Origin of the sequence: Streptomyces sp. NPDC079167, assembly GCF_040686735.1 — a bacterium.
Classification (GTDB): Bacteria; Actinomycetota; Actinomycetes; order Streptomycetales; family Streptomycetaceae; genus Streptomyces.
This window is the reverse complement of the sequence record NZ_JBFBLO010000010.1, coordinates 147,483-170,917: the sequence shown is the minus strand read 5'-3', so window position 1 is coordinate 170,917 and position 23,435 is coordinate 147,483. Positions and strand designations below refer to the sequence as shown.

Here is a 23,435-nt window from a genome sequence, read left to right as displayed (position 1 = left end):
TAACGGGTGAGCACCACAGAGCCCGACGCCCTCCTGGGCCCCGCAGACATCCGCGAGCTGGCCGCAGCGCTGGGCGTACGCCCCACCAAGCAGCGCGGCCAGAACTTCGTCATCGACGCCAACACGGTCCGCAGGATCGTACGGACCGCCGAGGTGCGGCCCGACGACGTGGTGGTCGAGGTCGGGCCCGGTCTGGGTTCGCTGACCCTGGCCCTGCTGGAGGCGGCCGACCGGGTCGTCGCCGTGGAGATCGACGACGTGCTCGCGGGCGCCCTGCCGGCCACGGTCGCCGCACGGCTGCCCGAGCGCACCGACCGCTTCGCCCTGGTCCACTCGGACGCGATGCTGGTCAAGGAGCTGCCCGGCCCCGCGCCGACCGCGCTCGTCGCCAACCTGCCGTACAACGTCGCGGTGCCGGTCCTGCTCACCATGCTGGAGCGCTTCCCCACCATCGAGCGGACGCTCGTGATGGTGCAGGCCGAGGTCGCCGACCGGCTGGCCGCCCGGCCCGGCAACAAGGTCTACGGTGTGCCGTCGGTCAAGGCCAACTGGTACGCCGACGTCAAGCGCGCCGGGTCGATCGGCCGCACCGTGTTCTGGCCCGCGCCCAACGTCGACTCGGGCCTGGTGTCCCTGGTCCGCCGCACGGAACCGATCCGTACCACAGCGAGCAGGACCGAGGTCTTCGCCGTCGTGGACGCCGCCTTCGCCCAGCGCCGCAAGACGCTGCGCGCGGCACTGGCGGGCTGGGCGGGCTCCGCGCCGGCCGCCGAGGCCGCCCTGACCGCCGCGGGGATCTCGCCGCAGGCCCGCGGCGAGGCGCTGACCGTCGAGGAGTTCGCCGCCATCGCCGAGAACAAGCCGGAGCCCTCCGCATGAGCCGCAGCGTCACCGTCCGCGTACCCGCCAAGGTCAACGCGCAGCTCGCCGTGGGCGCCCCCCGTCCCGACGGCTTCCACGACCTGGCCAACGTGTTCCTCGCCGTCGGCCTCTACGACGAGGTCACCGTCACCCCCGCCGACACCCTGCGCGTCACCTGCTCAGGCCCGGACGCCGGCCGGGTCCCGCTGGACGCCACGAACCTCGCGGCCCGCGCCGCGATCGCGCTGGGCGCCCGGCACGGCATCGCCCCCGATGTGCACATCCACATCGCCAAGGACATCCCCGTCGCCGGCGGCATGGCGGGCGGCAGCGCCGACGGCGCCGCCGCCCTGCTGGCCTGCGACGCGCTCTGGGGCACGGGCGCCACCCAGGAGGAGCTCCTGGCGATCTGCGCCGAGCTCGGCAGCGACGTGCCGTTCAGCCTGGTCGGCGGGGCGGCACTCGGCGTCGGACGCGGTGAGCAGCTGACGCCCGTCGAGGTCGGCGGAAGCTTCCACTGGGTCTTCGCCGTCGCCGACGGCGGACTCTCCACCCCCGCGGTCTACGGCGAGTTCGACCGGCTCACCGCCGGCACCGACGTGCCGGAGCCGGCCGCCTCCCCCGCGCTCCTGGCCGCCCTGCGCAAGGGGGACACCACCGCACTCGCGGGCGCCCTCGGCAACGACCTCCAGGCCGCCGCCCTCTCCCTGCGCCCCTCGCTGGCCGACACCCTCGCGGCGGGCACCGCCGCCGGCGCCCTGGCCGCACTGGTCTCGGGATCCGGGCCGACCACCGCGTTCCTCACCGCCGACGAGGAGTCCGCGCGGAAGGTGGCCGACGCACTGCTGGCGTCCGGCACCTGCCGCGACGCCCGCGTGGCCGCGTCCCCGGCGGCGGGCGCGACGGTTCAGCGACCGTAGTGGTAGCGGCACGAGACCTCGTGCCGTACGAGCTTCATTCGGGGCCGTACGCCCTGTCAGCCCAGCTCCAGAGTCCTCTTCGCCAGCTCGTACGCCGGGAGCATCTCCCCGTGCTCCTGGGAGTCCAGCCCGCCCAGGTGCACCACGACCGGGCCGTCCGGTGTCGCGACGGCGAAGGCGCGCTCGGTCTTCGGCTCGTCCAGCAGCTCGCCGTCCACGGTGTAGCCGACCTCGGTCCCGGCCAGTGAGCCCGCACGGAAATCGGTGTACGTGGCCTTGCCCGCGTTCGGATCGGCCGTCACGAAGGCCTCCAGCACCGCGCGGGGGGCGTCGTCGGACGGTTTGCCCTGCCACACCCTGAGGTAGCCGATGTTCCCCGCAGGCTTCGCGTCGATCTCGCAGACCATCGTCACCGAGCCCTGCTGTCCCAGTTCCGCGAGCTCGGAGTCCGGGTCCACCTCCACCGCCTCCGGCTTCCACTCCGCCGCCAGGGCGAACGTCACCGGCAGCTCGCAGGCCGAGCCGGGGGCGCCCAGCGTGGCGCCCTTCGCCGCAGCGGTGCTCCCCGCGGCCTCCGCGGGGACGTGGTCCCCGTTCTTCCCCGTGTCACCGCCGCCCGGCGACGACGAACAACCCGCCACCGCCGCCGTCACCACGACCGCCGAAACCAGGGCCCGCCCCGCGCCACGCATCATGAAGTCCCCACCCCAGAGATGTTCCGAACCGCTCCGACCTGGGGTTACTCCCCATGATCGATCGCCGCACGCTATCGCACCCCGCGCGGCGACTACTCTGGGACGTCGAGCGGTCCCCGACGCGAGGACCCCCGAGGCAGGAGTGAAATGGCCGTCAATCTGGTCAATGTCGAGCAGGTCAGCAAGGTGTACGGCACCCGTGCCCTGCTCGACGGTGTATCCCTCGGGGTGTCCGAGGGCGACCGGATCGGCGTCGTCGGCCGCAACGGCGACGGCAAGACGACGCTCATCCGGATGCTCGCCAAGCTCGAGGAGGCGGACACCGGCCGGGTCACCCACAACGGCGGGCTCCGCCTCGGTGTCCTCACCCAGCACGACTCGCTGGACCCCGCGGCCACCATCCGGCACGAGGTGATCGGCGATCTCGAGGACCACGAGTGGGCCGGCAGCGCCAAGATCCGCGACGTCCTGACCGGGCTTTTCGGCGGCCTCGCGCTCCCCGGCTTCGAACACGGCCTGGACACCGTCATCGCCCCGCTCTCCGGCGGCGAGCGGCGCCGCATCGCGCTGGCGAAGCTGCTCATCGCCGAACAGGACCTGGTCGTCCTCGACGAGCCCACCAACCACCTCGACGTCGAGGGCATCTCCTGGCTCGCCGGACACCTGCGCACCCGGCGTTCCGCGCTCGTCTGCGTCACCCACGACCGGTGGTTCCTGGACCAGGTCTGCACCCGCATGTGGGACGTCCAGCGGGGAGCCGTCCACGAGTACGAGGGCGGGTACAGCGACTACGTCTTCGCACGGGCCGAGCGGGAGCGGATCGCCGCGACCGAGGAGTCCAAGCGGCAGAACCTGATGCGCAAGGAGCTGGCCTGGCTGCGACGCGGCGCCCCCGCCCGTACGTCCAAGCCGCGCTACCGCATCGAGGCCGCCAACGAGCTGATCGCCGACGTGCCGCCGCCGCGTGACACCAGCGAGCTGATGAAGTTCGCCAACGCCCGCCTCGGCAAGACCGTCTTCGACCTGGAGGACGTGACCGTCCAGGCCGGACCCAAGACGCTGCTCACCCACCTCACCTGGCAGCTCGGCCCCGGTGACCGCATCGGCCTGGTCGGCGTGAACGGCGCGGGCAAGACCTCGCTGCTGCGGGCGCTCGCGGAGGCGGCCCGCAGCCAGGGCGACGTACAGCCCGCGGCCGGGAAGGTCGTCGTCGGCAAGACCGTCAAGCTCGCCTACCTCTCCCAGGAGGTCGCCGAGCTCGACCCGAAGCTGCGCGTGCTCGAAGCCGTCCAGCAGGTGCGCGACCGGGTCGACCTCGGCAAGGGCCGCGAGATGACGGCCGGCCAGCTCTGCGAGCAGTTCGGCTTCGCCAAGGAGAAGCAGTGGACGCCCGTCGGAGACCTGTCCGGCGGCGAGCGGCGGCGACTGCAGATCCTGCGGCTGCTGATGGACGAGCCCAACGTCCTCTTCCTCGACGAGCCCACCAACGACCTGGACATCGAGACGCTCACCCAGCTGGAGGACCTCCTCGACGGCTGGCCCGGGTCGATGATCGTGATCTCCCACGACCGGTTCTTCATCGAGCGGACCACGGACAAGGTGATGGCGCTCCTCGGCGACCGCGCGCTGCGGATGCTGCCGCGCGGCATCGACGAGTACATCGAGCGCAGGCAGCGCATGGAGGAGACGGCGACACCCGCGTCCGCCGCCGGGGCGTCGGCGCCCAAGGCCGCGCCGGCCGAGGCCGTCTCGCCGCAGGCCGCGCGTGCCGCGAAGAAGGAGCTCCAGAAGGTCGAGCGGCAGCTCGACAAGATGTCGACCAGGGAGACGACGCTGCACGCGCAGATCGCCGACAACGCCACCGACTTCGAGAAGGTCGCCGCGCTCGACGCCGAACTGCGTGAACTGGTCGCGGAGCGGGACGTCCTGGAGATGCGCTGGCTGGAACTGGCCGAGGACGCCTGAGAGAACGCCTGAGGTGCCCGGCCGGCCCGGAGAGCGCATCCGGGCCGGCCGACACGGTCGGCGGCGTCGAATCCGGTGAAAGTGTCACCTCCTGCGCGCAGTTGACGGAGCGTCGGGGAATGCGTGACGCGGCCGGCGCGGCGGGCGCGTAACGGCGGCATCACGACCCGGTTCTCCCTTGGGAACAGGGGATGGACCGATCCGGTGCCGGGCGTGGTGCGGGTGGTACAAAGAAGCCCCGCTCGACTGTCGTAACGCCGCGGAAGCCATGCCCGATTCGCTCCTTTCCGGGGGGAATTCAGAGATTTCTCGCATCTGATCCTCTGAGCCCAGCGGAATCGCGGGGGAGACCGGACCGGGCACCGGACCGCACGAAGGGGGACGTGCTGATGACCCAGCCGCCCAGCCAGCAACCGCCGCAGGGGGGCTTCGGGGCTCCGCAGGATCCGCAGGGCACTCCTCAGCCGCCGCCACCGGCAGCCCCGCCGCAGATGCCGCCCGCACCGCCGCAGACCCCGCCGCCGGGGGCACCGCAGACGCCCCCGCCCGCGCAGCCCGGCTACGGCTACCCGCAGGCACCCGGGGCGCAGCCCGGCCACGGCTACCCGCAGGCACCCGGTCAGGCACCCGGCCCCTACGCCCAGGCACCCGGCCCGTACGCCCAGCAGCCCGGACCCTACGGCGCCTCCTCCGGCCCGTACGCGCAGCAGCCGGGCCCGTACGGTCAGCAGCCCGGTTACGGCTACCCGCAGCAGCAGTACCCCGGCGCTCCCGCGCCCACGCCCGGCGGCTCCGGCGGCAGTCCCTTCAAGGGCAAGCCCGCCGTCATCATCGGTGCGGCGCTCGCCGCGCTCCTCGTCGTCGGCGGCGGTGTCTTCCTGGCCACGAGCGGTGGCGACGACGAGAAGAAGCCCGTGGCGAAGACCAGCAGCGGCGCCCCGGCCCCGAGCGGCTCGACCGACGTCGACCAGGGCGACGGCAAGGGCGACGGGCGTGAGGCGAACGACGACCTGAACGCCGGCCGCAAGGACGGCGAGGCGAAGGTCCTCTGGACCACCGCGAACGACATCGACCTGCCGCGCAACGGCGCGGACGTGTACGGCCCGTGGATCGTCGGGGACACCCTCGTCAAGGGAATGTACCGCTCGGTCGTCGGCCTTTCGGTGGGCGACGGCAAGCAGAAGTGGAGCCTCCCGCTGCCCGCGGACATCTGCGCGGCACCCGCGACGGCCACCGCGGACGGCAAGATCGTCGTCGGCGTGATGAGCGGCACCACGGACAAGGCCGACTGCTCCGTACTCCAGATGATCGACCTCAACACCGGCAAGGCCGGATGGAAGAAGACGGTCACGAAGAAGGGCATCTGGGACCTGCTGTCCAACATCGGGCTCGCGATCAGCGGTGACACCGTGACCGTCGGCCGTACGAGCTACTCCAGCGCCTACCGGGTCAGCGACGGCAAGGAACTGTTCGGCAACCCGTCGGGCAACTGCAAGCCGTACTCGTTCGCCGGTGGACCCAAGCTGATCGCCGCGCTCAACTGCAGCACCGGCGACGTGGAGAACCCGCAGCAGCAGGTCCAGGAGCTCGACGCGACCACCGGCAAGGCCAAGTGGACGTACCAGGTCAAGCGTGGCTGGGAGGTCGACAAGGTCTACTCGGTGAGCCCTCTGGTCGTCTCGCTGCGGCAGCAGGAGGAGAAGAAGTGGGGCATCGTCGCGCTCAAGGAGAACGGAACCCTCCGCTCCCAGCTGGCCGGTGACGACGAGGACAAGATCAGCGTCGAGTGCGGTGGCGGCCTCATCGACTTCGCCGACACGCTCGAAGGCTGTGGCGGCCTGGCTGCCGACGCCAACACCTTCTACATGATGACCGGGGACGACACCAGCGGCGCCGCCCGTACCAACAAGGTCGTCGCGTTCGACCTGAACACCGGCAAGATCAAGTGGAAGGCCCCCGCCCCCGCCGAGCGCACCATGAAGCCGCTCCGCATGGAGGGCGGTGACGTCCTCGTCTACGTGGAGCCCTCGTACGAGGAGGGCGGGGCGATCGCGACGATCGCACCCACCGGAGGCGCGCCGAAGGTGCTGCTCCAGCACCTGGACTCGACCGCGCAGATCGAGAACTTCTACTCCTCCAAGACCGTCTACGCGGGCGGCCGTTCCTTCGTCGTCAGCGACCGTGTCAGCGGCAACGACGACTCGGAGGGCGAGACGACCATCATGGCCTTCGGCAAGTGACGGCCGACGACGGCAGCCCCAGCCCTTCCTTCTCAGACCCCGCAGAGGTACGCACGCCATGACGCAGCCGACCGACGAACCGCCCCAGGGCGGGTTCGGTGCCCCGCAGGACCCGCCGCCCGGCGGATTCGGGGCGCCCACCCCGCCGCCCGCCGACCCGTTCGGCAAGCAGCCCCCGTCCGCGCCGCCCACTCCGCCCGCCGGTGGTTACGGCAGCCCGCCCACCCCGCCCGCCGGCGGCTACGGCAGCCCGCCGCCGCCCCCGCCCGGGCAGCAGCCGCCGCCGAATCCAGCGTACGGCTACCCGCAGGCGCCGCCCCCCGGCCAGCCGCCGGCCCAGCCCGGCTACGGCTTCCCGCAGGGGCCCCCGCCCGGACAGCCCGGCATGCCCCCGCAACAGGGATACGGCTACCCGACCGCCCCGATGCAGCCGCAGTACGTCGCACCCCAGCCGGGCGGCGGCAAGAAGTTCACCACCCAGATGCAGATCATCGTCGCGGCGGCCGTGGCCATCGTCCTCATCGTCGGTGGCGGGATCTTCTACGCCTCCAGCGGCAGTGACGACAGCGGCAAGGACGACGTCGCCTCGGCCGGAACCGAAGGCAAGGACGGCGGCGAGGGCAAGGGCGGCGAGGGCAAGGACGGCGGCCTCGCCGGCGGCACCGAGAAGGCCCCGGCCGACACCAAGTCCAAGGTCGGCTTCCAGCTCCCGCACCCGAAGGTCACCGACACCACGAACGTCGCCGGCTCCTGGGTGACCGACAAGGTGTACGTGAAGACGGGCGTGTACGAGGTCGTCGGCTACGACCTCGCCAAGGGCACCAAGCTCTGGACGATCCCGCTGACCGGTCAGCTCTGCGCCGCGTCCCGGCACATGAGCAAGGACTACAGGACGGCCATCGCCTTCGAGGAGGGCAAGCCGAGCGCCGCGGACAAGTACCCCTCCTGCACCCAGATCGGCGCGCTCGACCTGGCCACCGGCAAGCTGATGTGGAGCAAGTCCGTCACCTCCGCGTCCAGCGGTGACGACGCCGTCAGGTTCAACGAGGTCACGCTCAGCGGGTCCACGGTCGCCGCGGGCGGCACCAGCGGCGGCGCCGCCTTCAACCTGGCGAACGGCGCCGAGCTCTGGAAGCCGAAGGCCGACACCAACAACTGCTACGACATGGGCTACGGCGGCGGCGAGGCCCTCGCCGTGGTCCGCAAGTGCGGCAGTTACGACGAACCGCAGCTGACCATCCAGGCCCTGAACCCGGCCACGGGCGCACCGCTCTCCTCGTACAACATGCCGGCCGGCGTCGAGTACGCGAGCATCGTCTCCACCAAGCCGCTCGTCGTCGCGGCCGACGTCGGCGACACCGCCGGCGACGGCAGCAGCATCTCGGACTTCTTCTCCATCGACGCGGCCACCGGCAAGCTCATCGTCCGGATCTCCGCCGACGCCGACAAGTACGCGGGGGACTGCGGCTCCACCGAGGTCGAGGAGTGCACCGCCCTGGCCGTCGGCAACAACAAGCTCTACGTGCCGACCGAGAGGCACGAGGGCGGCGGCGAGTACGGCGAGACCAACGAGATCGTCGCCTTCGACCTCACCACCGGAAAGCTCGTCGGCGGCAGGGCGGACGCGGGTGACCGCTATTCGCTGACCCCGCTGCGCATGGACGGCTCCAACGTCATCGCGTACAAGGAGCCCCCCTACGACAAGGGCGGCCAGATCGTCTCCATCAACGGCTCGACCTTCGAGCAGACCGTGCTGATGGTCAACCCGGACGAGAAGTCGGTCCGCGACGCGGAGACGAGCTTCTCCGTCGACTACGCCGAGTTCCACTACGAGAAGGGCCGGCTGTTCATCTCCGAGCAGATGGTCAGTGAGCCCAGCAAGTCCAGCTCGCTGGACGACAAGCAGTACCTCGTCGTCTCCTTCAGCACCAACTGACGCGCCCGGCCCGTTCGCGGGCCGGCGGCAACGGCCCTGCCGGTTGATCACCCGACCGGCAGGGCCGGTCGTTTTCCGACGGCGAAGCGATCCTGAACGACGCAGAATTCGGCATTCCGGGGGGCTTCTGCCCGGTAGAGGGCGCGCGGCGTCGAACAAGCGTGTAACTTGCCGGGTCAGAGGGGCCGGGGGGCCTGTTCAGGGTTACGCAGCGGTAGTGCGCTGCACACATGGGGGCTTTTCCGATGGGCGTGCGGCTCATGGTGGTCGACGACCACCGACTGCTCGCCGAGGCACTCGCCTCGGCACTGAAACTGCGAGGACACCGCGTGCTCGCGGCAGCCGCTCCGACGTCCGGGGCCGCCGACCTGGTGGTCAGCAGGGCGCCGGAGGTCTGCCTGTTCGGTACGGCGGCGCCCGCCGAACCCGGGGCCTTCGACCCGATCGTACGCATCGGACGGGAGCGTCCGCAGGTGGCCGTGGTGGTGCTGGGCCCGGTGCCGAGCCCGCGGGGGATCGCCGCGGCCTTCGCGGCGGGAGCGGCCGGTTACGTCCGGCACGACGAGCGGATAGAGGGCGTCGAGCGCGCCATGATCAAGGCCCGGGCGGGCGAGGTGGCGGTCGCACCCCAGCTGCTGCGGGGCGCCTTCGCGGAGCTGCTGCACCCGGCGGCGCAGCCGGACGACGAGGGCCAGCGGCTGCTGCGGATGCTGACCCCGCGCGAGATCGAGGTGCTGGTGCGGGTGGCCGAGGGGGAGGACACCCGGCTGATCGCGGCCGGTATGGGGATCGCTCCGAGTACCGCGCGGACCCATGTGCAGCGGGTGCTGATGAAGCTCGGTGTCGGGTCCCGGCTGGAGGCCGCCGCGCTCGCGGCCCGTACGGGGCTGCTCGACCGGGCCGCGGCGGGAACGCCGCAGGGGCCGGACGGCCTCGCGTGAACGCGTGATCGTCCGGCCCCCGCGGGGTGCCGGGGTCAGCTCTCCGGTGTGCCGGGGGCCTCGTCGGGCACCTGGGCCGGGCGCAGCTTCATCCAGATCAGGAAGAAGAGCCCGAGCGCCAGCATGGCGAGGCCGGTCCACAGGTTGATGTGGACGCCCTCGGCCTTCTTCAGGTCGGCGTCGGACGGGTTGATGCCGGCGATGGTGACGATCACTCCGTAGACCACGAAGAGACCGCCGATGATCCGCCGGATGTCGAAGAGCCGGGCCGCGGTCGCGGACTTGCGCTCCAGCTCGGAGACTTCCTTGTGCAGGTCGGACATGGTGAGTGCCTCCGATCAGAGCGAGTAGGGCAGGTAGCAGGCGGCGGCGAGTACGACCGCGCCCCAGCCGAGCAGGGCGGGCTTGCGGTACCAGGCGTCGTCGCCGTCGCCGGGCGCCTCGTCGGTGTCCGGGGACTCCGTCCCGTAGACCAGACCGGCCAGTTCGGCCGCCGGCTTGGGGGCCGTGAAGAGGGTGACGACGACCATGACGACCGCGCCCGCGACGAACCCGACGATCGCGGAGACGAAGTTGGCGCCCTGGTCGGTCGGGATGTCGATGATGCCCTGCTTGTAGATGACGAAGTAGTTGACCATCGCGGCCGTGGTGCCCGCGGCGAGGCCCCAGACACCCGACTTCATCGAGGCGCGCTTCCAGAACATGCCGATGATGAAGACGACGAACATCGGAACGTTGAAGAACGAGAACAGGGTCTGCAGGTACGTCATGATGTTGGAGAAGCTGGCTGCGATGAACGCCGTGCCTATGGACGCCAGCACACCGATCGCCGTGATCAGCCGGCCGAAGCGCAGGTAGTAGGCGTCGGACTGGTCCTTCTTCACGTACCGCGCCCAGATGTCCGTGGTGAACACCGTGTTGAACGAGGAGACGTTGGCCGCCATGCCGGCCATGAACGCGGCGAGCAGGCCGGTCACCGCGATGCCGAGCACACCGTTGGGCAGCAGTTCCCGCATCAGCAGCGGAATGGCGTCGTTGTAGCTCGGGTCGTTCTTGCCCCCGGCGCCGATGCTGGGCACGACGACCGCCGCGACCAGGCCCGGGATCATCACCAGGAACACGATGAACATCTTCGGGAACGCGGCGATCAGCGGGGTGCGCTTCGCGGCGGAGAGGTTCTTCGCGGACAGGGCGCGCTGGACCTCGGCGAAGTTGGTCGTCCAGTAGCCGAAGCCGAGCACGAAGCCGAGGCCGAGGATGATCGTCAGCCAGTTGGCGCCGAGCGGGTTGGCGTCACCGATGCCGGTACCGCCCCAGGCGGACATGAAGTCCGTGCCGTGTTCCTTCTCCAGCGATCCGCTGAGCCCGTCCCAGCCGCCGACACGCTTCAGGCCCAGCAGGGTGATCGGGATCAGCGCCGCGAGGATGACGAAGAACTGCAGCACCTCGTTGTAGATCGCGGACGAGAGACCGCCGATGGTGATGTACAGCAGCACGAACACGCCGGCCACGACGATCGCGACCCAGCGGTCCCAGCCCAGCAGGGCCTCCACGACGATCGACAGGGCGTAGAGGTTCACGCCCGCGATCAGGATCGCCGCGAAGGCGAAGAGCACGGAGCTCAGCAGGTGCGCGGACCTGTCGAAGCGCTGGAGCAGGAACTCCGGTACGGAGCGGACCTTCGACCGGTAGTAGAAGGGCATCATCACCAGGCCGAGGAAGACCATGGCGGGGATGGCGCCGATCCAGTACCAGTGGACGACCGCGACGCCGTACTGCGCGCCGGTCGCCGCCATGCCGAGGATCTCGGTCGCCCCGAGATTCGCCGCGACGAAGGCCAGGCCGGTCACCCACGCGGGCAGGGACCGTCCGGACAGGAAGAAGTCGAGGCTCGTCTTCACACTGGCCCGGGCGGCGAAGCCGATGCCGAGCACCACGACGAAGTAGATCGCCAGAATTGTGTAATCGAGCCCGTTCGTGGGGAGCCGGAGCCCTTCGGCCAGATATTGCATGGGGGGTACTCGCTTCGTTGCGCGAACTGAACCCGTCGGAACCTACGCCTATGTGTTCAGAAAATGAACAGGTCACATGACGTTCTTTGTTTGATCGTGATCGCGCGGGATGAAATGTCCTGGTTTCGACTGGCCCTGTGCACAGGGTGTCCACAGGACTCGTCCGCATTGACTGTCGTGTTGAGTTGTGATTTGTTATGTGCGGTTATGTTTGGAGGGCGTTACATGGAGGAGCCTGGTGAAGAAGACGGTTACGACCCTCGCCGACGGCCGTGAGCTGATCTACTACGACTCCGCGGACGACACCGTCCGCGACGCCGTCGACCTGCGGCCGCTGGATGCCGTCTCGACGTCCTCGGAGATCCGCCACGACCCGCTGCTCGGCGACTCGGTCGCCATCGCCTCGCACCGGCAGGGGCGCACCTACCACCCGCCGGCCGACGAGTGCCCGCTCTGCCCCTCCCGGGAGGGCCGGCTCAGCGAGATCCCCGACAGCGGCTACGACGTCGCCGTCTTCGAGAACCGCTTCCCCTCCCTCGCCGGCGACTCCGGCCGGTGCGAGGTCGTCTGCTTCACCTCCGACCACGACGTCTCCTTCGCCGGCCTCACCGAGGACCAGGCCGCCCTGGTCCTGGAGGCCTGGACCGACCGCACCGCCGACCTCGCCGAGCTCCCGCAGGTCACCCAGGTCTTCTGCTTCGAGAACCGGGGCGCCGAGATCGGCGTCACCCTCGGCCACCCCCACGGCCAGATCTACGGCTACCCCTTCGTCACCCCGCGCACCGAGCAGATGCTCCGCTCGATGGAGACCCACCGCGCCGGGACCGGCCGCAACCTCTTCGACGACGTCGTCGCCCGCGAACTGGCCGACGGCGACCGGATCGTCCTGGAGGGCGAGCACTGGGTCGCCTTCGTGCCCTACGCCGCGCACTGGCCGTACGAGGTCCACCTCCACCCGCGCCGGCGCGTCCCCGACCTGCGCGAACTCGACGAGGGCGCACGCACGGAGTTCCCACAGGTCTATCTGGAACTCTTGAGGCGATTCGACCGGATCTTCGGCCCCGGCGAGCCGCCGACCCCGTACATCTCGGCCTGGCACCAGGCACCCTTCAGGGTCCCCGGGCGCGAGGAGTTCGGGCTGCACCTCGAGCTTTTCACCATCAGGCGGACCACCGGCAAGCTGAAGTTCCTCGCGGGCTCCGAGTCGGGCATGGGCGTCTTCATCAACGACGTGCCGCCGGAGGCCGCGGCCCAGCGACTGCGAGAGGTAGCGAGCGAGTGAGCAACACCGGCAAGAAGTACCTGGTGACGGGCGGCGCGGGATACGTCGGCGGTGTCGTCGCCGCACACCTGCTGGAGGCCGGTCACACCGTGACCGTCCTCGACGACCTGTCGACCGGCTTCCGCGAGGGCGTCCCCGCCGGCGCCGAGTTCATCGAGGGCCGCATCCAGGACGCCGCGAAGTGGCTGGACGCCAGCTACGACGGAGTGCTCCACTTCGCGGCGTTCTCCCAGGTCGGCGAGTCGGTCGCCGACCCCGAGAAGTACTGGGTCAACAACGTCGGCGGCACCACCGCCCTCCTCGCCGCCATGCGCGACGCCGGGGTGCGCACCCTCGTCTTCTCCTCCACAGCGGCGACGTACGGGGAGCCCGTCTCCAGCCCCATCACCGAGTCGGACCCCACCGCGCCCACCAACCCGTACGGCGCCTCGAAGCTCGCCGTCGACCACATGATCACCGGTGAGGCCGCCGCACACGGCCTGGCAGCGGTCTCCCTGCGTTACTTCAACGTCGCCGGGGCCTACGGCAGCCACGGCGAACGCCACGACCCGGAGTCGCACCTCATCCCGCTGGTCCTCCAGGTCGCCCTCGGACAGCGCGAGTCCATCTCGGTCTACGGCGAGGACTACCCGACCCCCGACGGCACCTGCGTACGCGACTACATCCACGTCGCCGACCTCGCCGAGGCCCACCTGCTGGCCCTCGGAGCGGCCACCGCGGGCGACCACCTCATCTGCAACCTCGGCAACGGCAACGGCTTCTCCGTACGCGAAGTGATCGAGACCGTCCGCCAGGTCACCGGCCACCCCGTCCCGGAGACCGCCGCACCCCGGCGCGGCGGCGACCCGGCCGTCCTCGTCGCCTCAGCCGCCACTGCCAGGGAGCGGCTCGGCTGGCAGCCGTCGCGCGCCGACCTGGCTGCCATCGTCACCGACGCCTGGACGTTCGCCCGCCGAGAGGAGCCCACCGCACCATGACCGACAACGCCGAGCTCACCGCCTCCTTCACCGCGCTCTACGGGACCACGCCCGAAGGGATCTGGGCCGCACCCGGACGGGTGAACCTGATCGGTGAGTACACCGACTTCAACGACGGCTTCGTCATGCCGCTCGCCCTCCCGCACACCGCACGCGCCGCCGTCGCCCGCCGCACCGACGGACAGCTGCGCCTGCACTCCACCGACGTACCGGGCGGAGTCGTCTCCCTGCGCGTCGACGAGCTGACCCCGCACTCCGGCCACGGCTGGGCCGCCTACCCCGCCGGCGTCGTCTGGGCGCTCCGCGAGGCAGGCCACGACGTCACCGGCGCGGACATACAGCTCACCTCCACCGTCCCGGTCGGCGCCGGCCTCTCCTCCTCGGCCGCCCTGGAGGTTGTCACCGCGCTCGCCCTGAACGACCTCTTCCAGCTGGGCCTCAGCGCCCCCGAGGTCGCCGTCCTCGGCCAGCGGGCCGAGAACGCGTTCGTCGGTGTGCCCTGCGGCGTCATGGACCAGATGGCCTCCGCGTGCTGCACCGAGGGCCACGCGCTGCACCTCGACACCCGCGACCTCACCCTGCGCCAGGTCCCCTTCGACCTGGCCGCGCACGGGCTGAAGCTGCTGGTCGTCGACACCCGCGTCAAGCACGCCCTGGGCGACGGCGCCTACGCGGAACGCCGGGCCGGCTGCGAGGCGGGAGCCCGGGCACTCGGCATCGGCACCCTCCGCGACCTCCCGTACGAGGACCTGGACGCCGCGCTGGAGACCCTCGCGGCGGCCGGCGAGGACGAGTCGGTCGTCCGCTACGTCCGCCACGTGGTGAGCGACAACCACCGGGTGGAGCAGGTCATCGCGCTGCTCGACGCCGGTGAGGTGCGCGCGGCGGGCCCGGTCCTCAACGCGGGTCATGTCTCGCTCCGCGACGACCTGCGGGTCTCCTGCCCGGAGCTGGACCTCGTGGTCTCCGCGGCGAACGAGGCCGGGGCACTCGGGGCCAGGATGACCGGGGGCGGCTTCGGCGGATCGGCGATCGTGCTGGTGGAGGAGGCGATGGAGGACACCGTCGCCAAGGCCGTCTCCGAGGCCTTCACCGCGGCCGGTCACGCCGCCCCCGGAATCTTCCCCGCGGTTCCCTCGGCGGGAGGCCGACGGATCACAGAATAAGACGATCTCTGTCTACTTCGGTCCCAAGACGGCACATGGACAACACCCCGAACACCCGGGGCGGTCAGTTCTGCGAATCGCCTTCCGCCACCCCCCGCCCGCCGTAGGCTGATGCGCAGCACCGGTGGGGGCCGGTGCCGTTTCAGGGGACGAGACAGTCGGGTACGGCGCCCGGAGCGGGTGGCCGGCCGGCACACGGCGGCGGCCGTGCGCCGGAGGGTCCACCGGAGTGCTCCGGGCGCCGTATCCGCCGTGGTCCTTCCCCGTCGGGGCCGGCCACGAACGGGACGCCCCAGGAGCTCACACAGCATGGGGGTGTCTGTGGCTCGTATCCGGGTTCTGGTGGTCGACGACCACCGCATCTTTGCCGAGTCCCTCGCGGCGGCCCTCGCGGCCGAACCGGACGTCGACGTCTCCGCGGCGGGCAGCGGCCCCGCCGCGCTGCGGTGTCTGGAGCGCGCGGCCGCCGAGGGCCGCCGCTACGACGTGATGCTGGTCGACGCCGAACTGGGCGTCCTCGCCACCGGCGCCACCCACACCGTTCCCGCCCCGCGCGGCGCACCTGACGGCGCGCCCGCCGGTATGCCCGCCGCCGGGCCGGTGGACGGCATATCGCTGGTGGCGGAGGTGCGTTCGGGCCGGCCCCGGATCCGTACGGTGGTGCTCGCCGAGAAGGACGAACCGCGCCGGGCCGCGATGGCGCTGCAGGCCGGCGCCTCGGGCTGGGTCGCCAAGGACTGCTCGCTGCAACGGCTGCTGACAGTCATACGGGGCGTGCTGCGCGACGAGACGCATCTGCCGGCCGCGCTGCTGACCGGTGTCCTGCGGGAGCTGACCGCGGACCGCAAGCACCGCACGGAGAGCGAGCAGCTCGTCGAGTCGCTGACGCCGCGCGAGCGCGAGGTGCTGCGCTGCATGGTGGCCGGCCTGGGCCGCAAGGCGGTCGCGGAGCGGCTCTTCCTCTCGCCGCACACGGTGCGTACGCACATGCAGAACGTGCTGGGGAAGCTGGGCGTGCACTCGACGCTGGCGGCCGTGGCGCTGGCCCGGCGGGCCGGGGTGGGCCCGGCCGCGCTAACCGGGGATGTTGTCGAACGGGGCGGTCAACTGGCGTAGCAGTCCGGCCAGTTCGGAACGCTGCTGGCGGGAGAGCTCACCCAGGATGGCCCGCTCCTGTTCGAGCAGCCCGGCCAGCGACTGGTCGGCCTTGTCGCGGCCGAGGTCGGTCAGCCGGACGAGGACACCACGGCGGTCGCTCGGGTCGGGCAGCCGCTCCACGAGATTCTTCTTGGTCAGCCGGTCGATGCGGTTCGTCATCGTGCCCGAGGTGACCAGGGTCTGGGTCAGCAGCTGGCCGGGGGAGAGCTGGTACGGGGCGCCGGCGCGGCGCAGGGACGTCAGTACGTCGAATTCCCAGGGCTCCAGCTGGTGCTCGGCGAAGGCGATCCTGCGGGCCCGGTCAAGATGCCTGGCCAGGCGGGAGACGCGGCTCAGGACCTCGAGTGGTTCCACGTCGAGGTCGGGGCGCTCACGGCGCCATGCAGCGACCAGTCGGTCGACCTCGTCCTCCATGTCGATCAGTGTAGAGGGTCCCTCGACATGAAGTCTCTTGAATTCAAGTGTCTTGACATCAAGAGAGTTGCCTGGTGATCCTGACCCCATGACAGCACCCACCTGGGACCCCCGGCAGTACCTCCGCCACGCCGACCACCGCACCCGCCCCTTCCACGACCTCCTGGCCCGGACCGGACCACTCCCGCACGAACCCGCACCCCGGATCGCCGACCTCGGCTGCGGAGCGGGCAACGTCACCGCCCTCCTCGCGGACCGCTGGCCCGGCGCCCGCATCACCGGCTACGACAGCTCACCCCAGATGCTCGAACGAGCCCGCACCCACGCCGGACCCCACCTCGACTTCACCGAGGCCGACGCCGCGACCTGGGAGCCCACCGAGACGTACGACCTCATCGTCTCCAACGCCCTGCTCCAGTGGATCCCCGGCCACACCGCCCGCTTCCCCCACTGGCTGGACGCCCTCACCCCCGGCGGCACCCTCGCCTTCCAGGTCCCCGGCAACTTCGACGCCCCCAGCCACACCCTCATGCGCGAACTCGCCGGCTCACCCCGCTGGCACGACCGCCTCGACGGCCTCCTGCGCCACTCGGACGCCGTACACACCCCCGCCGACTACCTGGAACATCTCACCGCACCCGGCCGGACCGTCGACGTCTGGGAGACCACCTACCTGCACCTCCTCCAAGGCGAGGACCCCGTCCTCGACTGGGTCAAGGGCACCGGCCTGCGCCCCCTCCTCGACGCCCTCGCCGACGACCCCGACGCCCGCGACGCGTTCCTCACCGAATACCGCGACCTGCTGCGCACCGCCTACCCGGCCGGCCCGCACGGCACGGTCTTCCCGTTCCGCCGGATCTTCGCGGTGGCACGCACGGCCGGGTGACCGTACGCACCAAGGGTCAGAGGGCGTCGAGCGCCTCCGCCGAGACGTCGAGGTCGACGGGGAACGGAACCCCGGTCTTGAGCCGGTCATGGTGGATGCCCGTCAGGGCGTACGCCTTGTTCACCGGGTCCAGCTCGTACACCCGCACGACCGGGTGCCTGTCGCTCCCGGCCATCTCGACCAGCCAGAAGTTCGGGATGCCGGCCGCCGCGTACTTCTGCGGCTTGGTGTCACGGTCCCGCGCCTCGGAGTCCGGGGAGACCACCTCGACGGCGAGGAGCACGTCGGCTGCCTCGAAGCGGGTCTGCTCCCGGCCGGTCACCGCTTCCGCCCGGACGACGCAGACATCCGGCTCCGGGGCGTTGCGCCGGTCGAGGACCACGGTCATCTCGCGGCGCGCCTTCAGTTCCGACGGCGCGCTGTGACGGAGCCCGGTCACCAGAAGGTCGATCATCGTGCTGTGGAAATCTCGCTGTGGACTCACAAAAATCAGGCTCCCGTCGAGCAATTCCGTGTGCGGCGGGAGATCGGGCAGCGTGAACAGGTCGTCCACGGTGTATCCGTCCTGCGGGGGCACCGGCCAGCGGCTGCTGTGCCCCGTGATCGGCTCGGCGGTCATGGTTCCTCCCATAGGCGGGATTCTGTGCCCTGCCGACCACACTACGGCCGGGAATCCGCAGGCGTCATCACAACGGGTGACGTGCCGGGGCTCAGTTCTTCCGGTGGCCTATCAGCCGCGGCTTCGACTCCAGGTTCTCCAGCCCGTGCCACGCGAGATTCACCAGATGGGCCGCGACCTCCGCCTTCTTCGGCTTCCGCACGTCCAGCCACCACTGCCCGGTCAGCGCCACCATCCCCACCAGCGCCTGCGCGTACAGCGGGGCCAGCTTCGGATCGAAGCCCCGGGCCTTGAACTCCAGGCCCAGGATGTCCTCGACCTGCGTCGCGATGTCACTGATCAGCGACGCGAAGGTGCCCGTGGACTGCGCGACCGGCGAGTCACGGACCAGGATCCGGAAACCGTCCGTGTACGTCTCGATGTAGTCGAGCAGCGCGAACGCCGCCTGCTCCAGCAGCTCACGCGGATGGCCCGCCGTGAGCGCCCCCGTCACCAGGTCCAGCAACTGGCGCATCTCACGGTCGACCACGACGGCGTACAGGCCCTCCTTGCCGCCGAAGTGCTCGTACACCACCGGCTTGGAGACCCCGGCACGCGCCGCGATCTCCTCCACCGACGTGCCCTCGAAGCCCTTGTCGGCGAACAGGGTGCGGCCGATGTCCAGGAGCTGCTCGCGGCGCTCCTTGCCCGTCATCCGGACCCGCCGGGCTCTTCTCGTCGGGGCCTGCCTGCTCTTCTCGCCGCTGGTACTTCCGTCGGTCGCCACGTCGTCAATCATGCCGGGTCGGCGGCCGCGGGCTTGCGCCGGGAGGCGATACGCGACGCATCCGGCCACCGGACGTCGTGCGCCCAGCCCAGCTTCTCGAACCAGCGGATCAGCCGCGCACTCGAATCGATCTGGCCCCGCATCACCCCGTGCCGCGCGCTCGTCGGGTCCGCGTGGTGCAGGTTGTGCCACGACTCACCGCACGAGAGCACCGCCAGCCACCACACGTTCCCCGACCTGTCGCGGGACTTGAAGGGCCGCTTCCCGACCGCGTGACAGATCGAGTTGATCGACCACGTCACATGGTGCAGCAGCGCCACGCGGACCAGCGAACCCCAGAAGAAGGCGGTGAACGCATCCCACCACGACATCGTGACCAGACCGCCGACCAGCGGCGGAATCGCCAGCGAGAGCACCGTGAAGCTGAGGAAATGACGGGAGATCGCACGGATCGCCGGGTCCCTGACCAGGTCCGGGGCGTACTTCTGCTGCGGCGTCTGCTCCTCGTTGAACATCCAGCCGATATGGGCCCACCACAGGCCCTTCAGCAGCGCCGGGAAGTTCTCACCGAACCGCCACGGCGAATGCGGGTCGCCCTCCGCGTCGGAGAACCGGTGGTGCTTGCGGTGGTCGGCCACCCAGCGCACCAGCGGGCCCTCCACCGCCATCGAACCCGCGACGGCCAGGACGATACGCAGCGGGCGCTTCGCCTTGAACGAGCCGTGCGTGAAGTAGCGGTGGAAACCGATCGTCACGCCGTGGCAGCCCCAGTAGTACATGACGACCAGCAGAGCCAGGTCGAGCCAGCTGACGCCACGCCCCCAGGCCAGCGGCACCGCCGCGACCAGGGCCGCGAACGGCACCACGATGAAGAGCAGCAGCGCGATCTGCTCGACCGAACGCTTCTTGTCGCCGCCGAGCGTGGCGGAGGAGGGTGCGGATTCGCCTGCCGCGGTCGGCAGGCCGTCGTCGATCACATCGGGGCTGGTGGGCATTGGGGAGTCCCCCGTGAGGTGAGGAAATATGACGGTATGAGCGGGCTACGCTTCCGTAACCTACGGCAACGTAAGTATGGCAGCGAAGAGGCCCGCAACACGAGGACACCACCGTGGCCACCCTTGTGCGAACCGGCCTCCGCCCTTCGTGTACCCCCGAACGGGACCACCCAGCAGGGCAGCGAGCACACCGAACCCCCGGACACCTATCCTGGGAGCGTCGGACAGCGCGGTCCGCACTCTGCAACAACCGGGGTGACCCCGTCAGCACCGCGAGCGCCCCGGCCCCCCTGACAGACGTGCTCAACCACTGCAAGGAGCCGCACACTGTGAGCAGTGCCGACCAGACCCCTGCCGCCAACACCGAACTGCGGGCCGACATCCGCCGCCTCGGCGACCTCCTGGGCGAGACCCTCGTACGACAGGAGGGCCAAGACCTCCTCGACCTCGTCGAACGCGTCCGCGCCCTGACCCGCACCGACGGCGAGGCAGCAGCCGAGCTCCTCGGCGACACGGACCTGGAGACCGCCGCACAGCTCGTGCGCGCCTTCTCCACCTACTTCCACCTCGCCAACGTCACCGAGCAGGTCCACCGCGCCCACGAGATGCGCGACCGCCGGTCCGCCGAAGGCGGGCTCCTCGCCCGCACCGCCGACCGCCTCAAGGACGCCGACCCCGAACACCTGCGCGAGACGGTCAAGAACCTCAACGTCCGGCCCGTCTTCACCGCACACCCCACCGAAGCCGCACGCCGCTCCGTCCTCAACAAGCTCCGCCGCATCGCCGAGCTCCTGGACACCCCCGTCATCGAGGCCGACCGCCGCCGCCAGGACGTACGGCTCGCCGAGAACATCGACCTCATCTGGCAGACCGACGAACTCCGCGTCGTCCGCCCCGAGCCCGCCGACGAAGCCCGCAACGCCATCTACTACCTCGACGAACTCCACGCCAACGCCGTCGGCGACGTCCTCGAGGACCTCGCAGCCGAGCTGGAGCGCGTCGGCGTCGAACTGCCCGCCGGCACACGCCCCCTCACCTTCGGCACCTGGATCGGCGGAGACCGCGACGGCAACCCCAACGTGACACCCGCCGTCACCTGGGACGTACTCATCCTCCAGCACGAACACGGCATCACCGACGCCCTCGAACTCGTCGACCAACTGCGCGGACTCCTCTCCAACTCCATCCGCTACACCGGAGCCACCGACGAGCTCCTCACCAGCCTCCAGACCGACCTGGAGCGCCTCCCCGAGATCAGCCCCCGCTACAAGCGGCTGAACGCCGAGGAGCCCTACCGCCTCAAGGCCACCTGCGTCCGCCAGAAGCTCGTCAACACCCGCGAACGCCTCGCCAACGGCACCCCGCACCGCCCCGGCTGCGACTACCTCGGCACCGCCGAACTCATCGCCGACCTCGCACTCATCCAGACATCACTGCGCGCCCACAAGGGCGGCATCGTCGCCGACGGCCGCATGGACCGCACCATCCGCACGCTGACCGCCTTCGGCCTGCAACTCGCCACCATGGACGTACGCGAACACGCCGACGCCCACCACCACACCCTCGGACAGCTCTTCGACCGCCTCGGCGAAGAATCCTGGCGCTACACCGACATGCCCCGCGAGTACCGGCAGAAGCTCCTCGCCAAGGAACTCCGCTCCCGCCGCCCCCTCGCACCCACTCCCGCCCCCCTCGACGCAGCCGGAGAGAAGACCCTCGGCGTCTTCCACACCATCAAGGAAGCCTTCGAACGCTTCGGCCCCGAAGTCATCGAGTCCTACATCATCTCGATGTGCCAGGGCGCCGACGACGTCTTCGCCGCCGCCGTCCTCGCCCGCGAAGCCGGACTCATCGACCTCCACGGCGGCTGGGCCAAGATCGGCATCGTCCCGCTCCTGGAGACCACCGACGAACTCAAGGCCGCCGACGTCATCCTCGACGAAATGCTCGCCGACCCCTCCTACCGCCGCCTCGTCTCACTCCGCGGCGACGTCCAGGAGGTCATGCTCGGCTACTCCGACTCCTCCAAGTTCGGCGGCATCACCACCTCCCAGTGGGAAATCCACCGCGCCCAGCGCCGACTCCGCGACGTAGCCCACCGCTACGGCGTACGCCTCCGCCTCTTCCACGGCCGCGGCGGCACCGTCGGCCGCGGCGGCGGCCCCTCCCACGACGCCATCCTCGCCCAGCCCTGGGGCACCCTCGAAGGCGAGATCAAGGTCACCGAGCAGGGCGAAGTCATCTCCGACAAGTACCTCATCCCCGCCCTCGCCCGCGAAAACCTGGAACTGACCGTCGCGGCCACCCTCCAGGCCTCCGCACTCCACACCGCACCCCGCCAGTCCGACGAAGCCCTCGCCCGCTGGGACGCGGCCATGGACACCGTCTCCGACGCCGCCCACGCCGCCTACCGCAAGCTGGTCGAGGACCCCGACCTGCCCACGTACTTCCTCGCCTCCACCCCCGTGGACCAGCTCGCCGACCTCCACCTGGGCTCGCGACCCTCCCGCCGCCCCGGCTCCGGAGTCTCGCTCGACGGCCTGCGCGCCATCCCCTGGGTCTTCGGCTGGACCCAGTCCCGCCAGATCGTCCCCGGCTGGTACGGCGTCGGCTCCGGCCTCAAGGCCCTGCGCGAAGCCGGCCTCGGCACCGTCCTCGAAGAAATGCACGACCAGTGGCACTTCTTCCAGAACTTCCTCTCCAACGTCGAGATGACCCTCGCCAAGACCGACCTGCGCATCGCCCGGCACTACGTCGACACCCTCGTCCCCGACGAACTCAAGCACGTCTTCGACGCCATCCAAGCCGAGCACGAACTCACCGTGCAGGAAGTCCTCAAGGTCACCGGCAGCAAGGAACTCCTCGGCACCAGCCCGGTGCTCCAGCAGACCTTCGCCATCCGCGACGCCTACCTCGACCCCATCTCCTACCTCCAGGTCTCCCTCCTCGCCCGCCAGCGCCAAGCACTCGAACGCGGCGAGGAACCCGACCCGCTGCTCGCACGGGCCCTGCTCCTCACCGTCAACGGCGTAGCCGCAGGCCTCCGCAACACCGGCTGACCCCGTGAACGGGTGCGGTCCTGTCAGAGAGCGACGAACGTCGCCAACAACAGGACCGCACCCGCCACCCCCGTACCCCACGCCGTCCGCGTCAGCCGCATACCCCCACCGATCACCAGCGCGGCCAGCACCAGCGCACCACCCAACGGCACCCACGCATGCAGAAAGCCCGGCGTCCCGGTGCGTACGACCTCACCGGTACCGGGCTTCACCACAACAGGGAAACGAGCCCCCTTCTCCGCCGCCACGGACCGCTCGATCCGCACCTCCGACCGCTCCCGCGAAACCGCGTCCGGCGAGAACGACCCCGTGCAGACATCCTCCCCGCACACCGTCACCGACATCGTCCCGTGCTCACGCCCCTTCGCCAGGACGACGTGATGCGCGCTCTCCCACGACGACCACACACCCGCCACCAGCAACAACAGGACGACACACCCCGCGACGAACGAACGGCCATGAGCCACCAGCCGGTGGGAAGAACTCCGCTTCATGGGCGCCGATCCTTGGGCAGCGCCCCACCACCGGTCAACCCATGGCCGA

Annotated in this window: 20 protein-coding genes; 12 read left to right on the top strand and 8 right to left on the bottom strand. The window is 70.5% G+C overall.

What is annotated here, in order from left to right; all coding sequences use genetic code 11:
• The first annotated feature begins 6 nt into the window (after positions 1–6).
• Entirely contained in the window at positions 7–879 is an 873-nt protein-coding gene (gene rsmA / locus AB0P41_RS22095; RefSeq protein WP_356709706.1) for a 16S rRNA (adenine(1518)-N(6)/adenine(1519)-N(6))-dimethyltransferase RsmA, read from the top strand.
• Positions 876–1,781, top strand: a complete 906-nt coding sequence (locus AB0P41_RS22090) for a 4-(cytidine 5'-diphospho)-2-C-methyl-D-erythritol kinase (RefSeq protein ID WP_365933654.1) — start codon at positions 876–878, stop codon at positions 1,779–1,781. The genes rsmA and AB0P41_RS22090 overlap by 4 nt, the downstream gene beginning before the upstream one ends.
• Before the next feature lie 56 nt (positions 1,782–1,837).
• On the opposite strand, the gene AB0P41_RS22085 is transcribed toward AB0P41_RS22090, so the two are convergent.
• Complete coding sequence (locus AB0P41_RS22085; RefSeq protein WP_365933652.1) at positions 1,838–2,476, bottom strand: lipoprotein; 639 nt, start codon at positions 2,474–2,476, stop codon at positions 1,838–1,840.
• A gap of 147 nt (positions 2,477–2,623) precedes the next feature.
• On the opposite strand from AB0P41_RS22085, the gene AB0P41_RS22080 reads away from it, so the two are divergent.
• The 4 genes from AB0P41_RS22080 (at position 2,624) to AB0P41_RS22065 (ending at position 9,558) form a co-directional block, all read left to right on the top strand.
• The gene (locus tag AB0P41_RS22080) at positions 2,624–4,441 is read left to right on the top strand and encodes an ABC-F family ATP-binding cassette domain-containing protein (RefSeq protein WP_365933650.1); all 1,818 of its coding nucleotides are present in this window, start codon (positions 2,624–2,626) and stop codon (positions 4,439–4,441) included.
• Positions 4,442–4,830: 389 nt separating this feature from the next.
• Positions 4,831–6,681: a PQQ-binding-like beta-propeller repeat protein gene (locus AB0P41_RS22075; RefSeq protein ID WP_365933649.1), complete on the top strand. Its 1,851-nt coding sequence runs from the start codon at positions 4,831–4,833 to the stop codon at positions 6,679–6,681.
• 58 nt (positions 6,682–6,739) lie between these two features.
• Entirely contained in the window at positions 6,740–8,617 is a 1,878-nt protein-coding gene (locus tag AB0P41_RS22070; protein ID WP_365933647.1) for a PQQ-binding-like beta-propeller repeat protein, read from the top strand.
• A 245-nt stretch (positions 8,618–8,862) separates the two neighbouring features.
• Positions 8,863–9,558, top strand: coding sequence for a LuxR C-terminal-related transcriptional regulator (locus AB0P41_RS22065; protein ID WP_356710081.1), 696 nt, complete (start codon positions 8,863–8,865; stop codon positions 9,556–9,558).
• 35 nt (positions 9,559–9,593) lie between these two features.
• On the opposite strand, the gene AB0P41_RS22060 is transcribed toward AB0P41_RS22065, so the two are convergent.
• Entirely contained in the window at positions 9,594–9,881 is a 288-nt protein-coding gene (locus AB0P41_RS22060; protein WP_356709694.1) for a hypothetical protein, read from the bottom strand.
• A gap of 15 nt (positions 9,882–9,896) precedes the next feature.
• Positions 9,897–11,570 (bottom strand): sodium:solute symporter family protein, encoded by a 1,674-nt coding sequence (locus AB0P41_RS22055; protein WP_365933645.1) that lies wholly within the window; start codon positions 11,568–11,570, stop codon positions 9,897–9,899.
• A 238-nt stretch (positions 11,571–11,808) separates the two neighbouring features.
• Here AB0P41_RS22055 and galT point away from each other — a divergent pair, with 238 nt between their 5' ends.
• The 4 genes from galT to AB0P41_RS22035 all read left to right on the top strand — a co-directional run bounded on the left by galT (position 11,809) and on the right by AB0P41_RS22035 (position 16,111).
• Positions 11,809–12,852, top strand: coding sequence for a galactose-1-phosphate uridylyltransferase (gene galT, locus AB0P41_RS22050; RefSeq protein ID WP_365933644.1), 1,044 nt, complete (start codon positions 11,809–11,811; stop codon positions 12,850–12,852).
• Entirely contained in the window at positions 12,849–13,829 is a 981-nt protein-coding gene (galE, locus tag AB0P41_RS22045; RefSeq protein WP_365933642.1) for a UDP-glucose 4-epimerase GalE, read from the top strand. Before galT ends, galE begins: the two co-directional genes overlap by 4 nt.
• Positions 13,826–14,995 (top strand): galactokinase, encoded by a 1,170-nt coding sequence (galK, locus tag AB0P41_RS22040; protein WP_365933640.1) that lies wholly within the window; start codon positions 13,826–13,828, stop codon positions 14,993–14,995. The genes galE and galK overlap by 4 nt, the downstream gene beginning before the upstream one ends.
• A gap of 309 nt (positions 14,996–15,304) precedes the next feature.
• The gene (locus AB0P41_RS22035) at positions 15,305–16,111 is read left to right on the top strand and encodes a response regulator transcription factor (RefSeq protein WP_356709684.1); all 807 of its coding nucleotides are present in this window, start codon (positions 15,305–15,307) and stop codon (positions 16,109–16,111) included.
• Here AB0P41_RS22035 and AB0P41_RS22030 read toward each other — a convergent pair.
• Positions 16,070–16,567, bottom strand: a complete 498-nt coding sequence (locus AB0P41_RS22030; protein WP_356709682.1) for a MarR family transcriptional regulator — start codon at positions 16,565–16,567, stop codon at positions 16,070–16,072. The genes AB0P41_RS22035 and AB0P41_RS22030 overlap by 42 nt on opposite strands.
• Before the next feature lie 88 nt (positions 16,568–16,655).
• Here AB0P41_RS22030 and AB0P41_RS22025 point away from each other — a divergent pair, with 88 nt between their 5' ends.
• Positions 16,656–17,453, top strand: coding sequence for a trans-aconitate 2-methyltransferase (locus AB0P41_RS22025; RefSeq protein ID WP_365933638.1), 798 nt, complete (start codon positions 16,656–16,658; stop codon positions 17,451–17,453).
• A 16-nt stretch (positions 17,454–17,469) separates the two neighbouring features.
• On the opposite strand, the gene AB0P41_RS22020 is transcribed toward AB0P41_RS22025, so the two are convergent.
• The 3 genes from AB0P41_RS22020 to AB0P41_RS22010 all read right to left on the bottom strand — a co-directional run bounded on the left by AB0P41_RS22020 (position 17,470) and on the right by AB0P41_RS22010 (position 19,833).
• Positions 17,470–18,072: a Uma2 family endonuclease gene (locus AB0P41_RS22020; protein ID WP_365933636.1), complete on the bottom strand. Its 603-nt coding sequence runs from the start codon at positions 18,070–18,072 to the stop codon at positions 17,470–17,472.
• Positions 18,073–18,163: 91 nt separating this feature from the next.
• Entirely contained in the window at positions 18,164–18,850 is a 687-nt protein-coding gene (locus AB0P41_RS22015) for a TetR/AcrR family transcriptional regulator (protein WP_356709675.1), read from the bottom strand.
• A complete protein-coding gene (locus AB0P41_RS22010) occupies positions 18,847–19,833 on the bottom strand; it encodes a fatty acid desaturase (protein WP_365933633.1) in 987 nt (328 codons plus the stop codon). Before AB0P41_RS22010 ends, AB0P41_RS22015 begins: the two co-directional genes overlap by 4 nt.
• A gap of 329 nt (positions 19,834–20,162) precedes the next feature.
• On the opposite strand from AB0P41_RS22010, the gene ppc reads away from it, so the two are divergent.
• Positions 20,163–22,892 (top strand): phosphoenolpyruvate carboxylase, encoded by a 2,730-nt coding sequence (gene ppc / locus AB0P41_RS22005; protein ID WP_356709671.1) that lies wholly within the window; start codon positions 20,163–20,165, stop codon positions 22,890–22,892.
• Positions 22,893–22,915: 23 nt separating this feature from the next.
• On the opposite strand, the gene AB0P41_RS22000 is transcribed toward ppc, so the two are convergent.
• Complete coding sequence (locus AB0P41_RS22000; RefSeq protein ID WP_356709669.1) at positions 22,916–23,386, bottom strand: hypothetical protein; 471 nt, start codon at positions 23,384–23,386, stop codon at positions 22,916–22,918.
• Between the last annotated feature and the right edge of the window lie 49 nt (positions 23,387–23,435).

Bases quoted from the DNA above. Each gene is read 5' to 3' on its own strand.
- AB0P41_RS22090 (WP_365933654.1), top strand. From the start codon at position 876: ATGAGCCGCAGCGTCACCGTCCGCGTACCCGCCAAGGTCAACGCGCAG.
- AB0P41_RS22085 (WP_365933652.1), bottom strand. From the start codon at position 2,476: ATGATGCGTGGCGCGGGGCGGGCCCTGGTTTCGGCGGTCGTGGTGACG.
- AB0P41_RS22080 (WP_365933650.1), top strand. From the start codon at position 2,624: ATGGCCGTCAATCTGGTCAATGTCGAGCAGGTCAGCAAGGTGTACGGC.
- AB0P41_RS22075 (WP_365933649.1), top strand. From the start codon at position 4,831: ATGACCCAGCCGCCCAGCCAGCAACCGCCGCAGGGGGGCTTCGGGGCT.
- AB0P41_RS22070 (WP_365933647.1), top strand. From the start codon at position 6,740: ATGACGCAGCCGACCGACGAACCGCCCCAGGGCGGGTTCGGTGCCCCG.
- AB0P41_RS22065 (WP_356710081.1), top strand. From the start codon at position 8,863: ATGGGCGTGCGGCTCATGGTGGTCGACGACCACCGACTGCTCGCCGAG.
- AB0P41_RS22060 (WP_356709694.1), bottom strand. From the start codon at position 9,881: ATGTCCGACCTGCACAAGGAAGTCTCCGAGCTGGAGCGCAAGTCCGCG.
- AB0P41_RS22055 (WP_365933645.1), bottom strand. From the start codon at position 11,570: ATGCAATATCTGGCCGAAGGGCTCCGGCTCCCCACGAACGGGCTCGAT.
- galK (WP_365933640.1), top strand. From the start codon at position 13,826: ATGACCGACAACGCCGAGCTCACCGCCTCCTTCACCGCGCTCTACGGG.
- AB0P41_RS22035 (WP_356709684.1), top strand. From the start codon at position 15,305: ATGGGGGTGTCTGTGGCTCGTATCCGGGTTCTGGTGGTCGACGACCAC.
- AB0P41_RS22030 (WP_356709682.1), bottom strand. From the start codon at position 16,567: ATGGAGGACGAGGTCGACCGACTGGTCGCTGCATGGCGCCGTGAGCGC.
- AB0P41_RS22025 (WP_365933638.1), top strand. From the start codon at position 16,656: ATGACAGCACCCACCTGGGACCCCCGGCAGTACCTCCGCCACGCCGAC.
- AB0P41_RS22020 (WP_365933636.1), bottom strand. From the start codon at position 18,072: ATGACCGCCGAGCCGATCACGGGGCACAGCAGCCGCTGGCCGGTGCCC.
- AB0P41_RS22015 (WP_356709675.1), bottom strand. From the start codon at position 18,850: ATGATTGACGACGTGGCGACCGACGGAAGTACCAGCGGCGAGAAGAGC.
- AB0P41_RS22010 (WP_365933633.1), bottom strand. From the start codon at position 19,833: ATGCCCACCAGCCCCGATGTGATCGACGACGGCCTGCCGACCGCGGCA.
- AB0P41_RS22000 (WP_356709669.1), bottom strand. From the start codon at position 23,386: ATGAAGCGGAGTTCTTCCCACCGGCTGGTGGCTCATGGCCGTTCGTTC.